This is a genomic window from Caulobacter hibisci, from assembly GCF_016135805.1.
Classification (GTDB): Bacteria; Pseudomonadota; Alphaproteobacteria; order Caulobacterales; family Caulobacteraceae; genus Caulobacter; species Caulobacter hibisci.
The window spans coordinates 242,313-262,286 of sequence record NZ_JADWOX010000002.1; the positions used below are offsets into that span (position 1 = coordinate 242,313).

Here is a 19,974-nt window from a genome sequence, read left to right on the forward strand (position 1 = left end):
GATGGCCGCGCGGCTGGCCGACGCGGTGATCGACCGCGACACCTTCCACGCCCTGCGCCGTGTCCTGCCGGCGGCCACCAAGGCCTGCCTGCAGGACACCTTCGGCATCAGCGAGACCACCTGGGTCAAGCTGCGCGACGGCCGCCCGGTCAAGCGGGCGACCCTGGAGCGGCTGCTGGAGCGCTATCGGCGGATGTGTGGGGAGACCAGCCGCAGGGCGGCCTAGATTCTCGGCAACCCGTCCATGATCGCCGTCAGGGCCAGCACCGTCTGGCCCTCCATGGCGCTGTGGCCCGCGTCCGTCTTCACGTAGCTGGCTGGCGGCGCGCCGACCTCTTCCAGCGCCGCGACCAGGCGCGAGGCCTGCGACAGCGGACAGACCTGGTCGAAGCGGCCGTGGACGATATGGATGTCCAGGCCCTTCAGCTTGTCGGCGTTGCGGACGATGTAGTCCGGCTCCAGGAACAGGCCGTTGGCGAAGAAGTGGGCCTCGATCTGGGCGAAGCACAGGGCGAAGTCGGCCTCGCCGAACTTGCCGGCGTCGGCCGTGTCCGGGATCATGTTCGAGATCGTGCCTTCCCAGACCGACCAGGCCACGGCGGCCTCCAGCTGGCGCTGACGCTCGGCGTTGGTCGTCGGGACCATGTCGAAGATCGCCTTGTAGGCGCCCATGATGTCGCCTCGGTCCTCCGGCGCGATTACCTCGACGAAGGCCTTCCACTCGTCCGGATAGGCGATGTAGGCGCCGGGCTCGGTCAGGGCATAGGGTGTCTGGGTGAAGGCCGCGGCGTTGCCCTGGTACATGTAGAGCAGGTCTTCGGTCGCCCCCAGGAAGATGCCGCGCAGGATCAGCGAGGCCACCTTGTCGGCATGACGGATGGCATAGGTCAGGGCCAGGGTGCTGCCCCAGCTGCCGCCGAACACATGCATGCGGCCGGTGATGCCGAGCGCGTCGCGTAGCTTGTTGATGTCGTCGACCAGGTGATCGGTGGTGTTGTGGGTCAGGGCGACCTGAGGACCGGCCGAGGCGACGGTCGGCTGGCTCTTGCCGCAGCCGCGCTGGTCGAACAGGATGACGCGATAGCGCTGCGGATCGAAGAACCGGGCCATCGGCGGGGCGCAGGCGCCGCCCGGGCCGCCGTGCAGGAACATCACCGGCTCACCGTCCGGATTGCCGTATTCTTCCCAGTAGAGCTTGTGGTCGGGCGCTGTGTCGACCTGCAGCAACCCGCTCTTGTTGGCGGTCGGCTGGCCGTACTTCCACTCGGTGGTGACCTTGCTGGTCGTGCGCAGGTTCGAGAAATTCATGACCGGCCCTTCCGTAAGCGACTCCGTTCGAGCGGCTTACCAAATCGGTCGCGGGGACGCTTGCAGCAAATGACCTCGGCCGCGCGCAGGCGCGGCCGAGGCTCTTGGTTCTAGTACTTGTAGGTGAAGCCCATGAAGAAGCGGCGGCCGAAGTAGCCTTGCTCGATCAGCCGGATGTCGCCGGCGGTCGAGATTTCCTCTTCCTTGGTCAGGTTCTTGCCTTCGACGAACAGCTGCAGGCCCTGCGGACCCGGCTTCCAGCTGATCTTGCCGTCGAGATAGCCGGTCGGCTCCTTGAAGACCGGCTGGCCCGAGGTGTCGGCGGCGGAGGACAGGTACTTGGAGCGATAGTTGTAGGCCAGGCGAGCGTTGACGCCGCGCTTGTCGTACCAGAGCGTCAGGTTGGCGCTGTTGTTGGACAGGCCCGGGAAGGGCAGGGGCGAGCCGTCGAGCGTGGAATAGAGCTCGACGTCCTTGGCCTTCTGATAGGTGTAGTTGGCGTCGACGCCGAAGCCCGACAGCAGCCCCGGCAGCCACGTGAACGCGGTCTTGCTGGTGACCTCGACGCCCGAGATCTTGGCGCCGTCGCCGTTGATGTAGGTGTTGTAGTTGTAGAGCGTGCCGTCGCCATAGACGTCGACCTTGCCGATCAGGGTCTTCGACGACAGGTAGAACGACTTGATGTCCTTGTAGAACAGCCCGACCGAGATCTGGGTGTCGTTGTTGGGGTAGTACTCGAACGACAGGTCGTACTGGTTGGCGCGATAGGGCTTCAGGTTCGGGTTGCCGGCCGAGCAGCTGGGCTCGTCGTAGTCGCCGTTGGCGTCAGGCGAGTTGTCGGTGGTGCAGGTGACCGCCGGGATCAGGAAGTCGATCCGCGGACGGGCCATCAGCTGGGCGAAGCCGAAACGAGCCGACAGCTTGTTCGGGATCGCCCACAGGCCGACGTTGAAGCTCGGCAGCCAGGCCGTGTACTCCTTGTTCATCGTGACCTGTTCGTTGCTCAGCACGTAGGTCGTCGAGGTGCCGCCGTTGGTGGTGGCGTAGGTCTCGCTGCGCGTCGAGGAGCCGGTGGCCGTGGTCTTGGTGTGCGCCCGGCGCCAGCCGAAGTTGCCGTTCACATCATAGCCGAACACCGGGAAGGCGTAGTTGAACTTCAGGTACAGGGCGTCGGTCTGTTCCTGGATCCGGTAGGACGGGATCTGGGTGTAGGCGTTGCCGTCGCTGCCGACGGTGGACACTAGGTTGTTCAGGTTGAAGTGCGACGTGTCGAGGTACTGGGTGACCGAGCTGTAGTTCGGATAGAGCCAGGTCGAGGGCAGCGAGCCGCCGCCGTAGTAGAAATTGGAGGGCAGGCTGGTCATGGCGTCGGCGAACACGGCGTTCGAGAACGCCCGCGACCAGCTTTCCGTCGTCGACCAGTAACCGGTGGTGGAGGCGGCCGAGGCGTTGGTCGCGGCGGTCTGGTCGGCGGTTTGGGTGTTGCTGACCGTCGCGGTCGAATTGACGGCGTTGGTGTAGAGCACCAGGTCGTCGGCGGTCGAGTACGCGTTGGAGCCGCCGTCGAGGATGTAGCCGCCGTAGCCGTAGCCCTGGGTCTGGTAGTCGGTGGCGCGGCCGCCGAACTCGATCTTCGGCAGGAACGACCAGCGCGTGTCGTAGTCGAAATCGAGCTTGTACTGCTTTTCCTTGGTCCCCGAATTCGAGGGGCGGTACTGGATCTGCCACTGACGGATCGCCGAGGCGTCCGACGGGCTGTAGCCGGTCGCGAAGGTGAAGGACGGCCTGCCGGTGGTCGGGTCGAGCGTGACCGTCAGGCCGGGGGTGTCGAAGCTGACGCTGACATTGTTGGTCTGGGAAACCGTCGAGGTGTCGGCGTTGGAGCCTTGGAACTGGATGTCCAGGCGGTCGCCCCGATAGTTGGCGCCGAAGTTGTAGTAGTTGCTCTTGCTGTCGTACTGGAAGTCGCGCGACGAGATGCCGAAGCCGTTGTAACCGCCTGCGCCCGAGGTGGTGAGGCAGTTGCCCAGGGTGTACTGGATGACGTTGTGGTTGGCGTCGACCTTGACCGAGCTGGCCGTCGTGTTGCTCGACGAGCATGCGGTGGCGCTGGCGGCGTTGCGCAGGCGGGTCGTCGAGGTGAAGTCGGTGCCGTAGTTGATGTCGTTCAGCGTCTGCGACTGCTCGTTGCGATTATAGCTGCCCCAGATGTCGATCCGGTCGGACACCTTGTACTGCGCCGTGAATTCGGCCGAGAGGCGCTCGTTGTTACGGGTCCAGACGCCATAGCGGGCGACGCGCGGGGAATAGTCGTACCACTGGCTCTGGCAAGCCGTGCGCAGGTTGGTGGTCGAGATCTGGCTGGAGTCCGGCGTCGTCAGGCTGGAGCAGCCGGCATAGGTGGTGACGCCGCTGGCCAGGGCGTTGATCTGCTGGCTGTAGGCGGTGTTGTAATAGCTGACGGTCTTGTCGGCCGACCCGTCGAAGTCGGCGAGGCGGGCCCAGGACGAGTTGCGGACATAGTCGCCGCGGGTGGTGACGTCGTCGTAGGTGACGTTGGCCATCAGGCCCAGGCGCCCGTCGAACAGCTGGGTGGCGGCGAACAGGTTGCCGCGCGGCTTCCAGCCCTTGGTCGTGTCGAGGTTCTGCAGCGAGCCGGTGAGCGACAGGGTCGGCTTCTTGAAGTCGAGCGGCTTGCGGGTGGTGACGCTGACCGTGCCGCCGACGCCGCCTTCGGTCATGTCGGCGGTGAAGCCCTTGAAGACGTCGATCGACTTGACCAGTTCGGAGGCCAGCTCACGGAAGTCGTTGGCCCGGCCGCCGCCGCCGTAGACCGACAGGTTGCCGGCGGTCGACAGGGTGCTCATGCCGTTGATCTCGACCCGGTTCAGGTCGGGCTCGACGCCGCGGATCGACACCGCGTTGCCTTCGCCGAAGTCACGGGCCAGCTGCACGCCGGTCACCCGGCCGAGCGCCTCGCCGACGTTCTTGTCGGGAAACTGGCTGATGTCCTCGGCGACGATGGAGTCGGAGACGGTGCCGGCGCGCTTCTTGCGGCCCATGGCGCTCTGAAGGCTGGCGCGGGTGCCGACGACGACGATTTCGTCGACCTTGTTCTCGACCGTGGTTTCGGGCGCTGCGGCGGGCGCCTGGGCGGCTTGCGCCAGGGCGATCGACGAGCTCGACCCCAGGATGGCGGCTGCCAGGCCCGCGGTGGTCAGCAACTTGGTGTCGAGGCGTGATCTGCGGACGTTCTTCATAACTTCCCTCCGAGAGTGTGGGCGGTGACCGCCCTTGTTCGCGCGGGCTCTTCAGGGCGCCGCGGCGTGTTGGCCGAAAACGAAGACGCGCCAGAGCGTGCGCAGGCCGCTGTGGTCGCGGTCTTGGCGCATGGATCGAAGCTGGCGTGCGGAAACACCGGGCCCGGGCGAACATTGCGCCGACGCGACTTGGCGACGGCGAGGGGGTGGTTCGCGAGCAAAGACAAGCGCGCCGAAGTCTCGGCGTTCATGCCTCGGTGTGTTTGCGATCGTGCGCAGGGGTTATTGCGACGTCGCGTGCGTGAGCGGTCTTTACGTTCGTCGCGGATCTTTTGATCTCTCCGGCGATGCTGGCAATTTTATAGAAGCCGCTGGTTTGTCAATTCATAAGTGGCCGCATAATGACAATATAACGCCATGTTTCATGGTGTCTGTATTTTGGGACGATCTATGGAAATCTATTCGTAATCTATATTGCAAAGTAGAAATGATTTCTGATCTTCGTGCGAGCCACGGTGGCGTCCGTGGAGGTTGCACGACGGGTTCGCCGGGCGGCCTTCTCGATCGGGATCACAGTTGCCGCGGCGCTCAGCGCAATGGGAATCCGAAGCCTTCCAGGGCCTGGCGCAGGCGTTCGCGGCCGTTCAGGGCCTTGGCGTTGCCGACCCGATTGACGATCGCTGCGCTCCAGCCCGTCGCCGCCAGGCCCTGCGAGGTCTGGAAGGCGCCGAGGGTCTCGTCATAAGCCCGCACCGGTGCGTCCTGGGCCGCCAGGTCATAGGTTTCCCGATGCAGCACCGCCGCCTGCGACAGCCTCGGCTTGATAGCGGCCGGGGCGGCGGGGTCGGGATGGCCCACCACGAGGCCGAACACCGGCAGCACCAGCGGCGGCAGGCCGAGCTCCGCCGCCACCGCCTCGGGGCGGTTGCGGAGCGCGCCGATATAGACGGACCCCAGGCCCAGGGACTCCAGAGCCGCCACGGCGGCCTGGGCCGCCAGCGCCGCATCGACCGCGGCCACCAGGAAGCTCTCCAGGTAGTCGAGCGCTTCCTTGCCTTGGCCAGCCTGACGGGTGATGCGCTCGGCCCTGGCCAGGTCGGCCAGCCATACCAGCAGCAGCGGAGCCTGGCGGATATGGGCCTGACCGCCGGCCAGGTCCGCCAGCCGCGCCTTGCGTTCCGGGTCCTCGACCGCGACGACGCTCCACAGTTGAAGGTTCGACGAGGTCGCCGCCGACTGGGCGCTGGCGACCAGGGTCTCCACCACCCCCTCGGCCAGCGGATCGGGCAGATAGGCTCGCACCGACCTGTGGGCCAGCAGGCCCTCGATGGTCGGGTTGAGCAACGCCCCGATCGCGGGGGCTGACTGGCCGTAGCGGGCGCTCAGCAGCGGATGGTCGGTGGGTTGGCGCGCGAGCGAAGCGGGCATGGATTGTCCTAACGCGAAGAGGCGGTGGCGGGGGCCTTGTCCGGCGAGGCGGGCTCGGCGGCGGGCTCGATAGGCGGATGCTTCAGCGCGTAGCGGCGGGCCGAGATCTGGGCGCCTTCCATCAGCAGCGGGCCCAGGCGCCAATACTCGGCGAGCGGTTCCTGGTCTCCCGGCGGCGCGTTCCAGATGTGGTCGCGGCGCATCTGGCCCAGCGCGCCCGAGGCCCTGACCGTCTCAGGATCGACGATCTCGGGCCCTCTCTGGTCGGGTCCGACGTAGATGGCGTCGGAGGCGCAGTAGAGCTCGCACATGAAGCAGGTCTGGCATTGGTCCAGGCGGGCGATCACCGGCGGCCCGCCGGCCGGCGACGGGTCCAGCACATGGGTGGGGCAGGCGTTGACGCAGGACCCGCAGCCGTTGCACAGGTCTTCGAAGATATGGGCGATCATGCCGCGACCTCCACGGCGGTTTGTGGCTTGTCCGCCTCCGGACGGGTCCAGACCTCGTCCAGACCGCCGACCAGCAGGCGTTTGCCGCCGTCGGGCGACAGGTCCGGCGCGTCGGCCCGGGCGTGCAGGCCTCGCGTCTCGTTGCGGTCGAGCGCCGCGCGGGTCGACCAGCGGGCGCTGGCCACCAGGGCGGCCGTTTCGCGGGCCGCGACCTGGTCGAGGCCCTCGGCTTGCCTGTGGGTCGCAACGTCATTCCAGGCGTCGTCGAGCCGGACCAGCGACGCCTGCAGCGTCTCCCGGCGGCGCCACAGGGCCTTGTCGTAGCTCAGCATCTCGTCCCGCACCGTCTGGATGGCCGCGCGCTCGTCGACCGGCGCGATAGCGCCCGCCGGCCTCAGGCCGGCGCGGCCAGCCGGCGTGGCCCGCTCGCCCGCGCGCACGCCGTCGGCCTTGGCCAGCCTGGCGCCGGCGATCCCGGCGATCTGGCCCGAGGTCAGGGCCCAGGCCGAGTTGGGCGAGCCGCCGCCGCTGCTGGCGCCGACGATCAGCTCGCGCGTCGCCGTGTCGCCGGCCGCGAACAGGCCGCGCACCGTCGTCTGGCAGTCCTCGTCAACGATCCGCAGGCCGCCGGTGCCGCGAATGGTGCCCTCGCCAAACAGCTTCACCTCGAAGCGCTCGTCGAACAGTCGCACGCCCTTGCGCTGGAACGGCGCGACGGTGGCCGGCTGGATGCGGTGCAGGATCGGCCGCAGGGCCGGGGGCGCTTCGCTCAGGTCGGCGAACACCGGCCCTTCCAGCATCGCCTTGGCCAGGGCGCGATGGTGGTCGCGATCGGCCAGGGCGGGCGGGATGTCCAGCTCTTCGCCGGCCGCGTCGAAGAAGCGCGAGGCGGTGTAGGGCAGGGTTCGGGTCGAGCACCAGGCGGGTGAAAGGGTGTAGATGCTGGAAAATTCCATCCCCGACAGCTCGGCGCCGGCCTCAGCCGCCATCAGGTGCCCGTCGCCGGTGTTGGTGTGGCTGCCGATCAGGCCGGAACGGAAGGCGCAGCCGCCGGTGGCCAGGATCACCGCCCCGGCGCGGATGGTCCACGCCCGGCGGTCCAGCCGCGCATAGCCGGCCGCTCCGGCGACCGAACCGTCCTGGTGCAGCAGCAGTTCCAGCGCCGGATGGTGGTCGAGCACCCGCACGCCGCTGTCGAGGGCGTAGGCGCGCAAGGCCCGCAGGTATTCGGGGCCGCGCACGCCCGGATAGTAGGTGTTTCCGTCGCCGTCCTTGCCGAAGGCGTAGTAGGGCGCAAGCTGCGGCAGGGTCCGCCAGGTGACGTCGATCACCCGCTCCATCCACGCCTTTTCGGCCAGGCCGTAGCTGCTGGGATAGCGCTTCTCGATGGTCGCCTGGCGCTGCTTGGGATCCGGCGGAACCCACCAGTGGCCGGGACCGGCCGTCGCGGTGACGCCGCTGGTCCCGACAAAGCCCTTGTCGACCAGCGTCACCGACGCGCCTTGCTGCGCCGCCGCGATGGCCGCCCAGGCCGCCGCCATGCCGCCGCCGATGACCAGCACCTCGGTCGACAGATCCAAACCGCTCATGCGTCCCCGTAAGTCTTCGCCGGCGTCTCTTGGCCCCCGTGGGCGACGACCGACGTCCGTTTCATGTCGAGGGCGAACCTAGGTCTTCGCCGCCGCCAGGGATAACGAGGCGTTCTCATGCCGAATATTCAGCGGCGTCATGGATGCGCGGCGCTTCTGACTTGGTCGACGGGGTTCAGGCTGTCGCGGGGCGGGGCGATCGCCCGCTCAGCAGGTCGCCCGCGCCCGCCGGCAGCCGTTGGAACAGCGGCAGCGACAGCAGCGATAGCCCGCCCATCACGAAGAAGCCGATTGAGATGTCCTGGGTGGTGAAGGCGTCGCCGTGGCGCAGGGCCAGCAGGCTTTGCAGGGTGGTCGCCGCCAGGGCCACGCCCAGGCTCTGGGCCAGTTCCTGGGTCATGCTGGCCAGGGCGCTGGCGCCGCCCAGCGACCGGTCGGGCACGTCGGCGTAGCAGAGCGCCGACAGGGCGGTGAACTGCAGCGAGCGCAGGAACCCGCCGAGCAGCAGCAGGGCGAAGATCAGCGCGTGCGGTGTCGAGGCCTGGAACAGGCCGATGCCCGCCAGCAGCAGGCCGGTCAGGGCGCCGTTGACGATCAGCACCCGGCGAAAGCCGTAGCGTCGCAGCAGCGCCGTTGCCGGGGCCTTCATCAGCAGCGCGCCCATGGCCCCGGCGAACGAGATGACGCCCGAGCGCAGGGGCGACATCCCGAAGCCGACCTGCAACAGCAGGACCAGCAGGATCGGCGAGGCGCCCATGGCCACCCGCCACACGCCGCCGCCGAAGATGGCCACGTTCATCGGCGGGATGCGCAGCAGCGACAGGTCCAGGATCGGCGAGGGCGCCGACTTGGCGTGCCGGGCGTAGGCCGCCAGCGACAGGGCGCCCAGCGCCGCGAGGCCGGCGATCGCGGCCGGCGGCCAGCTGGGCCGCCCGACTTCGCCGAGCGCCGTCACCAGGGCCGCGACGCCGCTTCCGGCCAGCACGAAGCCCCAGAGGTCGAGGCGGCCGCCGGCCTCGCCGCGCAGGTCCGGAATGACCAGCAGCGCGGCGACCAGCCCCATCAGCCCGATGGGCGCGCTGAGCAGGAAGATCCACCGCCACGAGGCGGCCTCGACGATGACGCCGCCGATCAGCGGGCCGAGGATCGGCCCCAGCACCGCCGGAACGGTCAGGATCGACATGGCCTTGACGATCTGGTCGCGCGGCGTGGCCCGCAGGATCACGACCCGCCCCACCGGGGTCATCAGGGCGCCGGCCACGCCTTGCAGCACCCGCGCGGCCAGCAGTTGCGTCAGGTCGGTGGCCAGGCCGCATAGGGCCGAGGACAGGGCGAACAGGGCCATCGCCGCGCAGAACACGTTGCGGGCCCCGAAGCGATTGGCCGTCCAGTCGCTGAGCGGGATGCAGACGGCGACACTGAGCATGTAGGCGCTGATCGCCAGATTGAGCCGGACGGGGCTTTCGCCCAGAGCCTGGGCCATGGTCGGCAGGGCCGTGGCGATGGCCGTGCCCTCCAGTCCCTGCATCAGCAGGCCGCAGCCGACGACCAGCGGGATCAGGACGGAGGACGCGTCGGGGCGCTCGGAAAGGCGTGGCAAGCGGGATCGATCTTCGGAAGGCGCGTCCGCCCGAGCGCGAGGCGCGGCGTCGGCGGAGGCGCGTGAGAGTGTGCGCCCGGCAAACTAGGGAGCGCCGCCGCGCGAAACACGCGAGTTTCGCCAATAGGTCGGATGAGCCGCCGCAATGAAGCTTGGGCGCAAGGCGCGATGGGCCGCTCCCTTCGGCGGAAGCGGCCCTGGTCGAAAGCGCTAGAGGTCGGTCCAGAGCGGTTCGTCGGCGATCAGCACGCGGTCCAGCAGGCGAGGGAAGTCGCCGTAGTTGCGGATGGCGATGTGCACGGCGGCGCGATTGTCCCAGAAGGCCACCGAGCCGGGGCGCCACTTGAAGCGTACCTGGTATTCGGGCTTGCGGTACTGGTCGAGAATCTCGGTCAGCAGCGCGTTGCTTTCGGCCCGGTCCAGTCCGATGATCTGCGGCTTCTGGGTGAAGTTCACCCACAAGATCGAGGCGCCGGTCTCGCGGTGCTTGCGGACGATCGGATGGGCCACGATCGGATAGTCATGACCGGCCGCCAGCAGGGCGTCGCGGAAATCGTGGGTGACGTGCAGGCCTTCCAGCCGCGCCTTGGTCTCGGGCTTCAGGCCTTCATAGGCCGCGCCGGCGTCCACCCACACGGTGTCGCCGCCGACCTCGGGCAGGTCGATCGCCCGCAGCACCGCGCCCCAGGTCGGCACCAGCCGCCAGCTGGTGTCGCTGTGGTAGCCGGCCTGCACCAGGCCCGCGCCCGCCGCCTTGCGGGCCTCGAACAGCTGCAGGTCCGGCGGCTCGATCTTGTGGATCGGCTTGTTGTCGACGTCCGAGCGCGTGGTGGGGTGGGTGTAGAGCGGGCCGAAATTGCCGGCGAAGGCGGCCTGGGTTTCGGCGGTCAGCGCGTGCTGGTCGCGGAAGAACACCACCTTGTAGCGTAGCAGCGCGGCCTTGATGAAATCCCGGTTCTCGAGGCTCAGCGGGCGGCTGAGATCGACGCCGCCGATCTCGGCGCCGATCGTCGGCTCGAGGGGCGAAAGCGTAAGGGGCGCAGCTTTGGTTTCGGGGCGTCGCTCAAGGGTGACCGTCATGGAAGTTCCTCCGCGCGGTCATCCATCGGCCGCCTGCAAAAGCTATGTCCGCGGAAGGCTTGAGGTCATGCGAGTTTGTAAAATAACGCTGGAGAATGTCGCTAATATATTGAGCTTAGTGCGTGGCTGAGTGTCGTGAATGTTGTTGAGTGGCGATCGTATGCTCGATCGCGCGTAATGTAATTTGAGCGAATTCGTCAATCGGTTTGACGAGTTTCTGGGCGACGCTCAAGCGCCTTGAGGGCGGGCGATGTCCGGCCACAGATCGTTGAAGCGCCGATCGTAGCCGCTGGCGTCCAGGGGCGGCAGGCGATCGATCACGCCGGCCTTGAGGTAGCGAGTAAGCGTTCGGCGCTGCTGGACCAGGATCTCGTCGTCGATCGGCGAGAAGCCGGCGGCCGTACTCGTTGCGGCGCTGTAGCGGGCGACCGAGAGCGGCACGCGGGTCGATGTCGCCAGCGATTGGGCGAAGGCCTCGGGATTGGCGCGCGCCCACTGGTTGGCCCGGACATAGCGCGCCAGGAAATCGCGCAACTGAGGCTCCTTGGCGTCCAGCGACTTGGCGTTGGCGGCCAGGAAGGACGAGATCGCGCCGACCTGCCGCAGTGAGCCGGCGTCCGCGAGAACGCGGTCGCCGTCTTCCTCGATCGCAATGCCGACATAGGATCCCCAGGTCGACCAAGCGTCGATCGATCCTGCCGCGAGGGCGGCCTTGGAGTCGTTGTTGTTCAGAAAGACGAAGTCGACCGCGCGGGCGTCTACGCCGGCCTTTTCGAGCAAGCGCAGGGCCGTGTCGTGGCCGGCGGATCCGCGAATAGTCGCCAGGCGTCGGCCCCTGAGGTCGGCCAGGCTTCGGAAGGGCGAGTCCTTGCGCACCACGATGGCGGCGCTGCGACCGGCGTCCTTGTCCAGCGAGACGATGCGCGAGGCCAGCGCCACCTTGATCGGCGCGCCATTGGCGTAGGCGAAGGCGAACGGGGCTGCGCCCACGCCGCCAAGGTCTATAGCCCCGGCCGACAGGGCTTCCAGCAGCGGCGCGGCGGCCGGCAGTTCGACCCATTCCAGCGTGTACGGAAGATCCTCGAGAACGCCCGCACCGCTGAGCAGGGCGTGGGCGTTGCCGCGCTGGTCGCCGATCTTGAGCACCGGCCGCCGGTCCGTGGCGCCGGCCTTGGGGCGTGTGGTGAGCGCCAGGCCGGTGGCGGCGACGCCGGCCGCGACGATCCCTCCGCCGATCAGCAGGTTGCGTCGGCTGAAGCGTGACGGCGTGTCTATTGGCTCTTGCTGGTCGGACATGTCCTTGATCCTCCGCGCTCGAGCTTATCCAGGATGAGAAAAGCCGAGCAAACGCGTGCTTCTCATCATCGGTATCAGTGGCGGTGAACAGCTCTGGCCAGCGTGGGAAATTCGCGGTCGCGTGCGGTTTATCTTCAGGGGCGCGCAGAATTATTGGGGCCGATTTGGCCTGTGGCGCGGCGCGGGATTGGCCTCGGAGGCGGCCCGCCGCCGCCGAGCAGGGCGTGACGCAGCGGCGCAGCTGGGCCTGTGCGGCGAGCGGTCGATCGATTTTGACTCCCTTCTGGCGAGTCGCTGGCAAGCACGAGGGGCCTTGGTGGATCAGTGCCGTATGGCTAGGAAGCCTGGCAGGCCACCCGTGTTCGAGCCAGTTTCCGGGCTGCACACGGCCCTATCAGTCAGAGCGCAGAAAAGGCGTGTGACACGGGGCGATCAGCGGCTAGGGAGCCGGCGTCGCGGAAGGTCGCGGCCAATCCCGACTGGTAGGCGACAAAGTCCGCGTCGAGCGGCGCTGGACGCCAATGCTGACGATCGACCGTGTAGCTGGCCACATCCTCCGGGGCGCCGGTGGTCTGGGCCAGAGCCTTGGCGGCGACGGTCGGGTGATCGTTGGTCCAGGCCGCAGCGTCTCTGACCCGCCTCAGATAGTCCTTCAGCAGCGGCCGGCGCTCGGCGATGGCCTGCTCGGAAGCGACCTGCAGCAGGTAGTTGCGCACGAGGCCCAACCCATCGACGCCCAGGCGGACCGGATCGTGCAGCAGGGCCGCGGCGATGAACGGCGGCCAGGTGGCCCAGCCATCGATCGCGCCGGCCCCCAGGGCCGCCTTGCCCTCTGCCGGCGACAGGAAGGCCCAGTCGACGTCGGCGGGCGTCAGGCCAGCCTTCGCCAGGGCCCGCAGCACCAGGAAGTGGCCGGCAGAGCCGCGCGGGACGGCGATCTTCTTGCCCTTGAGGTCGGCCGGACCACGGATGGCCGACGTTTTGGGGACCAGCACCCCGGAGGCGCCGGCGACGTCCTCGGCCCGCTGGGCCTGAACGGCCTTGATGGCCTTGCCGGCCTGGTAGGCGAACTGGAACGAGGCGTCGCCGGTGGTGGTGACGTCGACGGTGCCGGCGGCCATCGCCTCCAGCACTTCCTGGCCGGTGGCGAAACTGCTCCAGGCGATCTCGTAGGGCGCGCCGGCCAGGGCGCCGGACGCCTCCAGCGTCGCGCGCATCGGCCCCGTCAGCGCGCCGACCCGCAGAACAGCCAGGGGAGAACGCTTGCACGCCGCCAGCAGAAGGGGCGCGCTGAGGATCGAGCGGCGCGAGAGTTGGATGGTCATCAAAGCCTCACCACGGTTTTGCCCAGGCTCCTGCCGGCGATCAGATCGACGAAGGCCTGCGGGGTTGCATCGAGGCCATCGCGCACCTGGGTCTCGGTCCGGATCGCGCCGCGGCGCAGCCAGCCGCCGACGCTGCGTTGAAAGGCGGGCCACAGGCGCTGATAGTCACGCACGTGATAGGACCTGAGCCCGACCTGCGAGGTCATCATCCGCCAGGTCCAGGCGCCGGCCCGTTCCGAGAAGGGCGTGGCGCTGTCATAGGCCGAGACCATGCCGCACACCGCGACCCGGCCCTGGGGATTGATCAACGACAGGGCCGCGTCCAACTGGGCGCCGCCGACGTTGTCGAAATAGACGTCCAGGCCGTCGGGCAGGGCGGCCGCGAGGCGCTCGCGCCAGTCGGCCTGCTTGTAGTCGATCACGGTCTCGACGCCGGCGACGTCCGCCAGCCAGGCTTGCTTGTCCGCCGATCCGACGGTGGCCACCGTCCGGCAACCGATCAGCCGGGCCAACTGGACGGCGAGACTCCCCACCGACCCCGCGGCCGAGGAAACCAGGACGCTCTCGCCAGGCCGTGCCCGTGCGATCTCGATCAGGCCGACATAGGCGAAGAACCCGCCCACTCCCAGCGGCCCCATGTGCCATTCCAGCGGATACTCGCCGGCGACGATCTTTCGCGTTTCCTCGCCGCGACCGACGGCGAAATCGCGCAGGCCCTTGTAGTGCCCAACGAGTTCGCCGGGCGCATAGTCGGAGTGGCGGGACTCCACGACCTCGCCGATCGAGAAGCTGTGCAGCCCCGCGTTCAGAGGCGCGGTTCCGTTGGCGAAGAACATCCGCCGCACCGGGTCGATGGACAGCAGGCGGTTGGCGATCAGGAACTCGCCCGGCGCAAGGTCGGGCAGGGCGGCTTCGGCGATGGCGAAATCGGCGGTGCTCAAGGGGCCGGCCGGACGGCGGACGATGTGCACCTCTCTGGCGGTGCTGGGACTGGACGTCATGGCGGCTCTTCCAGGAAGTCGGGGAGGGGCGGTTCGACTGGGATAGGGGCAGGACGCCGCCGCCCGGGACGGCGGCATCCGAGTTCGGCGTCAGAAGCTGTGGCGGACCTCGAGATAGACCGTGCGCGGGTCCGTCCAACTGGCCGAATAGAAGGTGGCGTAGGCCGGCGAGCCGTTCGTCGTGCCCAGGCCCGACCAGACGAGATAGCGACGGTCGAGAAGGTTGCGGCCGCGCAGGGCCGCCCTCCAGGCGCCGTCGGGGCTTTTCCAGCGCAGGGCCGCGTCCAGGAAGGTCTGCGGCGGCATGCGGTTGTACGGGCTGTTGGCCGCGGTCAGGAAGGTGGCGCCCTGATAGGAAAGGTCGACGCCCAGCGTGAACTCGCCGGGGAGGCCGATGGGCAGGCGGTAGTCGCTTGCGACTTTTCCCTGGAACTTGGGCGCGTTGGGCAGGGGCGAGCCGGAGTGCGCCGAGGTCGGTACGATCGCGCCGCCGGCCAGCACCACCTGGCTGTAGGTCCCGCGATAGGTGTCGAGCTCCGTGTCCAGCCAGGAGGCGGTGGCGTCGAGACTCCAGTCGCTCGTGATCTGGGCCGCTGCCTCCAGCTCGATCCCCACCGAATGGCCGTCGCCGGCGTTGAATCGTCGGCTCATCGCCGTCAGTGGGTCGTAAGCGCTGATCTGGATGTCGGTGAAGTCGTTCCAGAACACCGCACCGTTCAGGCGCACACGCCCTCCCGATAGATCGCTCTTCACCCCCGCCTCGTAGGTGGTGACCTTCTCGGGCGCATAGGGTGTGACCGCCTGGCGCGAATTGCTGGGACTATTGGCGCGGAAGTCGAAGCCGCCCGACTTGGCGCCCTGGCTGATCGAGGCATAGGCCTTGACCCCCGGCGCGGCCTGGAAGGTGGCCGCCAGCCGCGGCAGCAGCTGGGTCCAGCTCTTGTGAGCCTTCACATGCCAAGCCGTCGCGGTCGGCGCGCCGTAGAGGATCGCCAGCTCGTCGGCGACCTGGGAGACGTCGGTGAGCGTGAAGGTGTGGTCGCCGCCAGCGATCAGCCAGCTCAGCGTCTCTTCGGTCGTATGGCGCTCGAGATTGTAGCGCAGGCCGCCGGTCAGGGTCAGGCGCGGGGTCAGGTCGTAGTCGGTCTGGACATAGGCGGCGGCGTTGTAGGTCTTCTGGTCGATGGCGGCGTGCACCGGCGTGAAGACGATCCGGTTGGGCGAGCCGTAGAAGGTGGTCGAGGCGTTGACGTTGCGCCGGGTGATCCAGTCCTCATAGAGCAGGTAGATCCCGGCCACGATGCGAGCCTTGCCCGCCATTCCGCTCAGCTTGAGGTCCTGGGACCAGGCGTTGTCGTAGTAGCGCAGCGGCGAGGAATTGCGGGCGAAGCGGTCGCCGGTGTTGTCGTAGTTGGCGTGGTCCTCGAACACTCGCCATGCTGTGACGCTGGACAGGCTCCAGTCCGGCGAAAGCCTGTAGAGCGTGGTCGCCGTCACGCCGGCCTGCCGATAGCGGTTCTTCGGGTAGATCGGTGAATTCAGCGCGTACTTGTCGGCGTTGAGCAGGTTGCCGTAGCCGCGATTGAGGCTGTCGTCGGCGGTGCCATCCAGGGCCAGGGTGAAGTCGAGGTCGGCGTTCGGCGTGAACCGCAGCTTGGCGCGGGCCTGGGTGAGGGCGATGTCGTTCTCGCGGCGGCCTAGGGTGCGGTTGTAGTCGGTCCCATCGCGCTGGTGGCGGCTGATGGCGAAGCTGCCATAGACCTTGTCCTCGACAATCGGACCGCTGACCAGGACGCCCAGCTTGATCTCGTCGAACGAGCCGTAGCCCGCCAGCAGTTCGCGCCGGACCTGGTTGTCGGGAACCACGGTGGTCAGCCGCACCGCGCCGCCCTCGACCTGGTGGCCCAGGTGGATCACCGGGCCGCGGTCGACCTGGATGTCGGCGACATCCAGAAGCTCCTGCATCGCGCCGAGATTGCGGGTGATGTAGACCCCGTCGACGAAGGTGCCGACCGAGGGCTCGCCCTGGGCGTCCAACTCGCCGATGCCGCGCAGGAAATACTGGGCGGCCGAGTAGCTCATCGTGTTGCGCGGCTGGTAGAGGTTGGGCGTCAGGTTGACGAGGTCCAGCGTGCTGGCCACGCCCCGGCGCTCCAGCACATCCGCCGTCAGCACCGAGATCGAGGCCGGGTCGCCCTGGGCCAGGGCCGCCTTTCGCTCGGTTTGCTTGGCGGCGGTCACGACCACGCGATCGACCTCGGCCGCCGAGGCGTCGGGCGCGTCCGCAAGGTCGGGGTCGGCCGCGTGGGCGGCCGAGAAGCTGACGAAGGCGAGCGCGACGCCCGCAATGAGGCGGCGTTTGAGGCGCGGACGCGCCGGCGTTTGGATCTGTCGCAAGGTGTCCCCCAGAACTGGTTTCGGCTTGCGGCAATTCCACGGTTGGGTGGGGCGATCAAACGATTATGTTGAATATAAGATATTGAATTATAAGTGAAAAATTCTGAATTGGCGTACGGGTGCGCTCCCGGCGCTGCGCGGCGGAAGGGCGTGACCAATGCGGCGGGTTCCATCGTTCAAGAGGCGGCGCTGATGGCGTCCGGCGGTCCGTGCGGCCAGGTCGGGCGGCCAAGGCCCAGACGCTCGCGCAAGCTGGTCGCGCGGCTTGCGGGTGTGATGCGACCACGCCGGACAAGTTCGGGCAGGACGAGATCGATGAAATCGGTGAGGCCGCCTGGAAGGGTGGCGGGCATGAGATTGAACCCGTCGCATCCGTAGGCCTCGAACATCGCCTCCAGCGCATCGGCGACGTCGATGGGATCGCCCACCACCTGCCAATGACCGCGACCGGGCGCCAGGCGCTGATAGAGCTGTCGAACGCTGAGCCCTTCGCGCCGGGCAAGGTCCAGCACCAGCGACTGTCGACCCTGGGCGGTCTGCGAGGGCGGCCGGGCCGGCAGGGGCGCGTCCAGATCCAGCGGCGGCAGCGGGTCCCCGCCGGAGAGGTTGCGCAGGAGGTCCAGGCCCACGATCGGATCGACGAGGGACTGCAGGGCTTCCAGTTTGGCCTGCGCCTCCTGCCGGGTCGGGGCGACGATCGGCACGACACCGGGCAGGATCTTGAGGTCGCCCGGGCGACGGCCGTGGGCGGGCAGGCGGCCCTTGAGGTCGGCATAGAAGGCCGCGGCGCTCTCGGGGCTGGATTGCGCGGTGAAGACCAGATCGGCGGTGCGGGCGGCCAAGGCCTTGCCGGGCTCGGAGCTTCCGGCCTGGACGATGATTGGCCGCCCCTGCGGCGGGCGGGGAATGTTCAGAGGGCCGCGAACCCGAAAGTGCTCTCCAGCATGGTCGAGGCGGTGGAGGCCGTTCGGATCGAAGAACCGGCCGCTGCTGGAAGGCGCTGTCGTCCCAGCTGTCCCAAAGCCCGCGGACGACATCGACGAATTCCTCGGCCCGGGCGTAGCGGTCGGCGTGCGGGATCGGCGCCTGGTGTCCGAAGTTGAAGGCCGCGCCGGGGTCGGCCGAAGTGACGGCGTTCCAGCCGGCCCGGCCATCGCTGAGATGGTCGAGGGAGGCGTACTGGCGGGCCAGGACGTACGGGTCCGAAAAGCTGGTCGAGGCGGTGGCGACGAGCCCGATCGTGCTGGTGGTCGCGGCCAGAGCCGAGAGCAGGGTGAGCGGCTCGAAGCCATAGACGCCGTTGTGGGCCTTGCGGCTGGCGGCCTCCGGCGACTCCAGTTGCACCTCCACGAAGTCGGCGAGGAAGTAGAGGTCAAAGCCCGCAGCCTCGGCCTGCCGCGCCAGAGCGACATGCTCGGACAGGCGGCGCAGGGTCCACGCAGTCGGATCGCGCCAGGCGGCCACGTGGTGGCCGGCCGGGTGCACGAACAAGCCCAGGATCATCTGTTCGCCGCGCCGGCGCATCTGCCCTCCTTGTCCTTTCGGACGGGAGGCGGACCCTAGGCGTCGGTGGCCTGGGCGATAATCCTGGCGATTGTCCGGTTATTGCGGACGAATTGGTCCGCTATGCCGCACTCAAACGCTGGGCCGAAGGTTGGGCGGGCAGCAGGGCGCCGGCCAGGAAATCGACGAACAGCTTGACTTTGGGCGAGTTGAACCGGCTCTGCGGCCACAGCGCCCGGAAGACGCCGCGATGGGCGACGTAGGGGTCCAGCACCGGGACCAGACGTCCGTCCTGCAGTTGGGCGTGCACGGCGTAGTCGGGCAAACAGGCAACGCCCATGCCCTGCTCGGCCATCTGCACCAGCGGCTCGATCGTGCTGGCGACCACGCTGCGCGGCAGGTCCAGAGACAGCTCCGCGCCGTCCCGCAGCAGCCGCCAGGGCGCCAGCTTGCCGGTCGCCGGATACTTGTGATGCAGGCAGGCGTGGCCGAGCAGGTCCTCGGGCGCCGCGGGAGCGCCGTGGCGCGCGAAATAGGCCGGCGCGCCGACCAGCCGGTGGCCGAACGTGCCCAGGGTGCGGGTGATCAGTTGGGAGTCGCTGGCCTCGCCGGTGCGCACCACCACGTCGAAACCCTCGTTGATCAGGTCGACGATCCGGTCGGTGAAGTCGAGATCCAGCTCGACGCAGGGATAGGCCCGCATGAAGCCGGTCAGGGCTGGCATCATCAGCATGCCCACCAGTGGCAGGCTGACACGCAGGCGCCCGCGCGGCGCGCCCTGGCCCTCCGTCAGCTCGGCCTCGGCCTGGGCGATCTCGCCCTGGATGCGCTGGCAACGCTCGAGAAAGACCTCGCCCTCCGGCGTCAGGGCGATGGAGCGGGTGCTGCGATGAAAGAGCCGCACCCCCAGCCGCTCCTCCAGCCTGGCCACGGCCTTGCCGACGCCCGACGACGAGATGCCGAGATTGCGTCCCGCCAAGGTGAAGTTGCGGGTCTCGGCGGCCTGGATGAACACATTGAGCTGGCCGAAATTATCCACGCGGGGGAGTCCTCTACGACTGTCTGCGACGGCCCTCGTCGCCATAGAGACGGGGACGCGCGTCCGTAGGCAAGTGAGGTTTGTTCAACACAAGATTGTGCGGCCTCAATGCTCGGTCCGATGGTCGCTTCGGACTCAGTGGTCCGCTCTCTGTGGACCCCAAGGCGTGACCCGCAAGGTCAAACCGCTGGGGCTGGATCGTTACGAGAACCCAGCCGAGCACGGCTGGCAGATGGCTTTGGCGGCCACCGATCCGGCAAGCAAAGCTCGACGGCGTGGCGACGATCGTCGTTCTATGGCGCGAGTCCATGACGCTGCACTGCGATCGTGATCCCATCTTTCGTCCCAGCGCCGAGGGCCACCTTGCCTTCGAAAGCTTTGTCGTCGGTCGGATCGACGCCGAGGACAGCGCGGTGGTAGTCGCCTTGCTCGGCGAACAGATCGTCGGCTACGGCATAGGCGGGCGCCGACCGGCCTATTTCGAGCCAGGCGAGCATGGCCTGATCACCGATCTGGATGTATCGGCCAGCCATCGCCGACGGCGGCGTCGGGGAACTGCTGCTCGGCGCGCTTTGCGATTGGTTCGCCGAGCGCGGCGTACGCCGGGTCGAGGCCGAGGTCGTCATGGCCGATGAACTGAGGTCCTCGGGGTAAAAGACGCAGCCGCGGGCTCGCGTCCTCACGGGACGAGCGTTTGGT

The 19,974-nt window shown here is 68.1% G+C and carries 15 protein-coding genes and 1 pseudogene; 1 reads left to right on the forward strand and 15 read right to left on the reverse strand.

The features are described from left to right. Position 1 precedes the first annotated feature (1 nt). Positions 2-226 (forward strand): hypothetical protein, encoded by a 225-nt coding sequence (locus I4Q42_RS04220; protein ID WP_198574815.1) that lies wholly within the window; start codon positions 2-4, stop codon positions 224-226. On the opposite strand, the gene pip is transcribed toward I4Q42_RS04220, so the two are convergent. The 15 genes and pseudogenes from pip to I4Q42_RS04290 form a co-directional block, all read right to left on the reverse strand. Beyond that, on the reverse strand, positions 223-1,308 hold the full coding sequence (pip, locus tag I4Q42_RS04225; protein WP_198574816.1) for a prolyl aminopeptidase: 1,086 nt from the start codon (positions 1,306-1,308) through the stop codon (positions 223-225). The genes I4Q42_RS04220 and pip overlap by 4 nt on opposite strands. Before the next feature lie 110 nt (positions 1,309-1,418). Next, entirely contained in the window at positions 1,419-4,568 is a 3,150-nt protein-coding gene (locus I4Q42_RS04230; RefSeq protein ID WP_198574817.1) for a TonB-dependent receptor, read from the reverse strand. Positions 4,569-5,156: 588 nt separating this feature from the next. Next, on the reverse strand, positions 5,157-5,996 hold the full coding sequence (locus I4Q42_RS04235) for a nitroreductase family protein (protein ID WP_198574818.1): 840 nt from the start codon (positions 5,994-5,996) through the stop codon (positions 5,157-5,159). Between the two features lie 8 nt (positions 5,997-6,004). Beyond that, a complete protein-coding gene (locus tag I4Q42_RS04240) occupies positions 6,005-6,445 on the reverse strand; it encodes a 4Fe-4S dicluster domain-containing protein (RefSeq protein WP_198574819.1) in 441 nt (146 codons plus the stop codon). Beyond that, on the reverse strand, positions 6,442-8,034 hold the full coding sequence (locus I4Q42_RS04245) for an FAD-binding protein (protein WP_198574820.1): 1,593 nt from the start codon (positions 8,032-8,034) through the stop codon (positions 6,442-6,444). The genes I4Q42_RS04240 and I4Q42_RS04245 overlap by 4 nt, the downstream gene beginning before the upstream one ends. A 175-nt stretch (positions 8,035-8,209) precedes the next feature. Then, complete coding sequence (locus tag I4Q42_RS04250) at positions 8,210-9,634, reverse strand: MFS transporter (protein ID WP_198574821.1); 1,425 nt, start codon at positions 9,632-9,634, stop codon at positions 8,210-8,212. A gap of 210 nt (positions 9,635-9,844) precedes the next feature. Further along, positions 9,845-10,714 (reverse strand): TauD/TfdA dioxygenase family protein, encoded by an 870-nt coding sequence (locus I4Q42_RS04255; protein WP_198574822.1) that lies wholly within the window; start codon positions 10,712-10,714, stop codon positions 9,845-9,847. A 228-nt stretch (positions 10,715-10,942) separates the two neighbouring features. Further along, complete coding sequence (locus I4Q42_RS04260; RefSeq protein WP_198574823.1) at positions 10,943-12,010, reverse strand: aliphatic sulfonate ABC transporter substrate-binding protein; 1,068 nt, start codon at positions 12,008-12,010, stop codon at positions 10,943-10,945. 398 nt (positions 12,011-12,408) lie between these two features. After that, positions 12,409-13,335, reverse strand: a complete 927-nt coding sequence (locus I4Q42_RS04265) for an ABC transporter substrate-binding protein (RefSeq protein WP_198574824.1) — start codon at positions 13,333-13,335, stop codon at positions 12,409-12,411. After that, on the reverse strand, positions 13,335-14,336 hold the full coding sequence (locus I4Q42_RS04270; RefSeq protein WP_198574825.1) for a zinc-binding dehydrogenase: 1,002 nt from the start codon (positions 14,334-14,336) through the stop codon (positions 13,335-13,337). The genes I4Q42_RS04265 and I4Q42_RS04270 overlap by 1 nt, the downstream gene beginning before the upstream one ends. A 90-nt stretch (positions 14,337-14,426) precedes the next feature. Beyond that, complete coding sequence (locus I4Q42_RS04275) at positions 14,427-16,733, reverse strand: TonB-dependent receptor (protein ID WP_198574826.1); 2,307 nt, start codon at positions 16,731-16,733, stop codon at positions 14,427-14,429. A gap of 176 nt (positions 16,734-16,909) precedes the next feature. Next, entirely contained in the window at positions 16,910-17,575 is a 666-nt protein-coding gene (locus I4Q42_RS04280; RefSeq protein ID WP_408611055.1) for an LLM class flavin-dependent oxidoreductase, read from the reverse strand. A 61-nt stretch (positions 17,576-17,636) separates the two neighbouring features. Further along, positions 17,637-18,257 (reverse strand): annotated as a pseudogene (locus I4Q42_RS26545) (LLM class flavin-dependent oxidoreductase); the annotation flags it as partial. Between the two features lie 100 nt (positions 18,258-18,357). Continuing rightward, on the reverse strand, positions 18,358-19,275 hold the full coding sequence (locus I4Q42_RS04285; RefSeq protein WP_332873018.1) for a LysR family transcriptional regulator: 918 nt from the start codon (positions 19,273-19,275) through the stop codon (positions 18,358-18,360). Between the two features lie 293 nt (positions 19,276-19,568). Continuing rightward, entirely contained in the window at positions 19,569-19,901 is a 333-nt protein-coding gene (locus I4Q42_RS04290; RefSeq protein WP_198574829.1) for a hypothetical protein, read from the reverse strand. Positions 19,902-19,974: the final 73 nt, after the last annotated feature.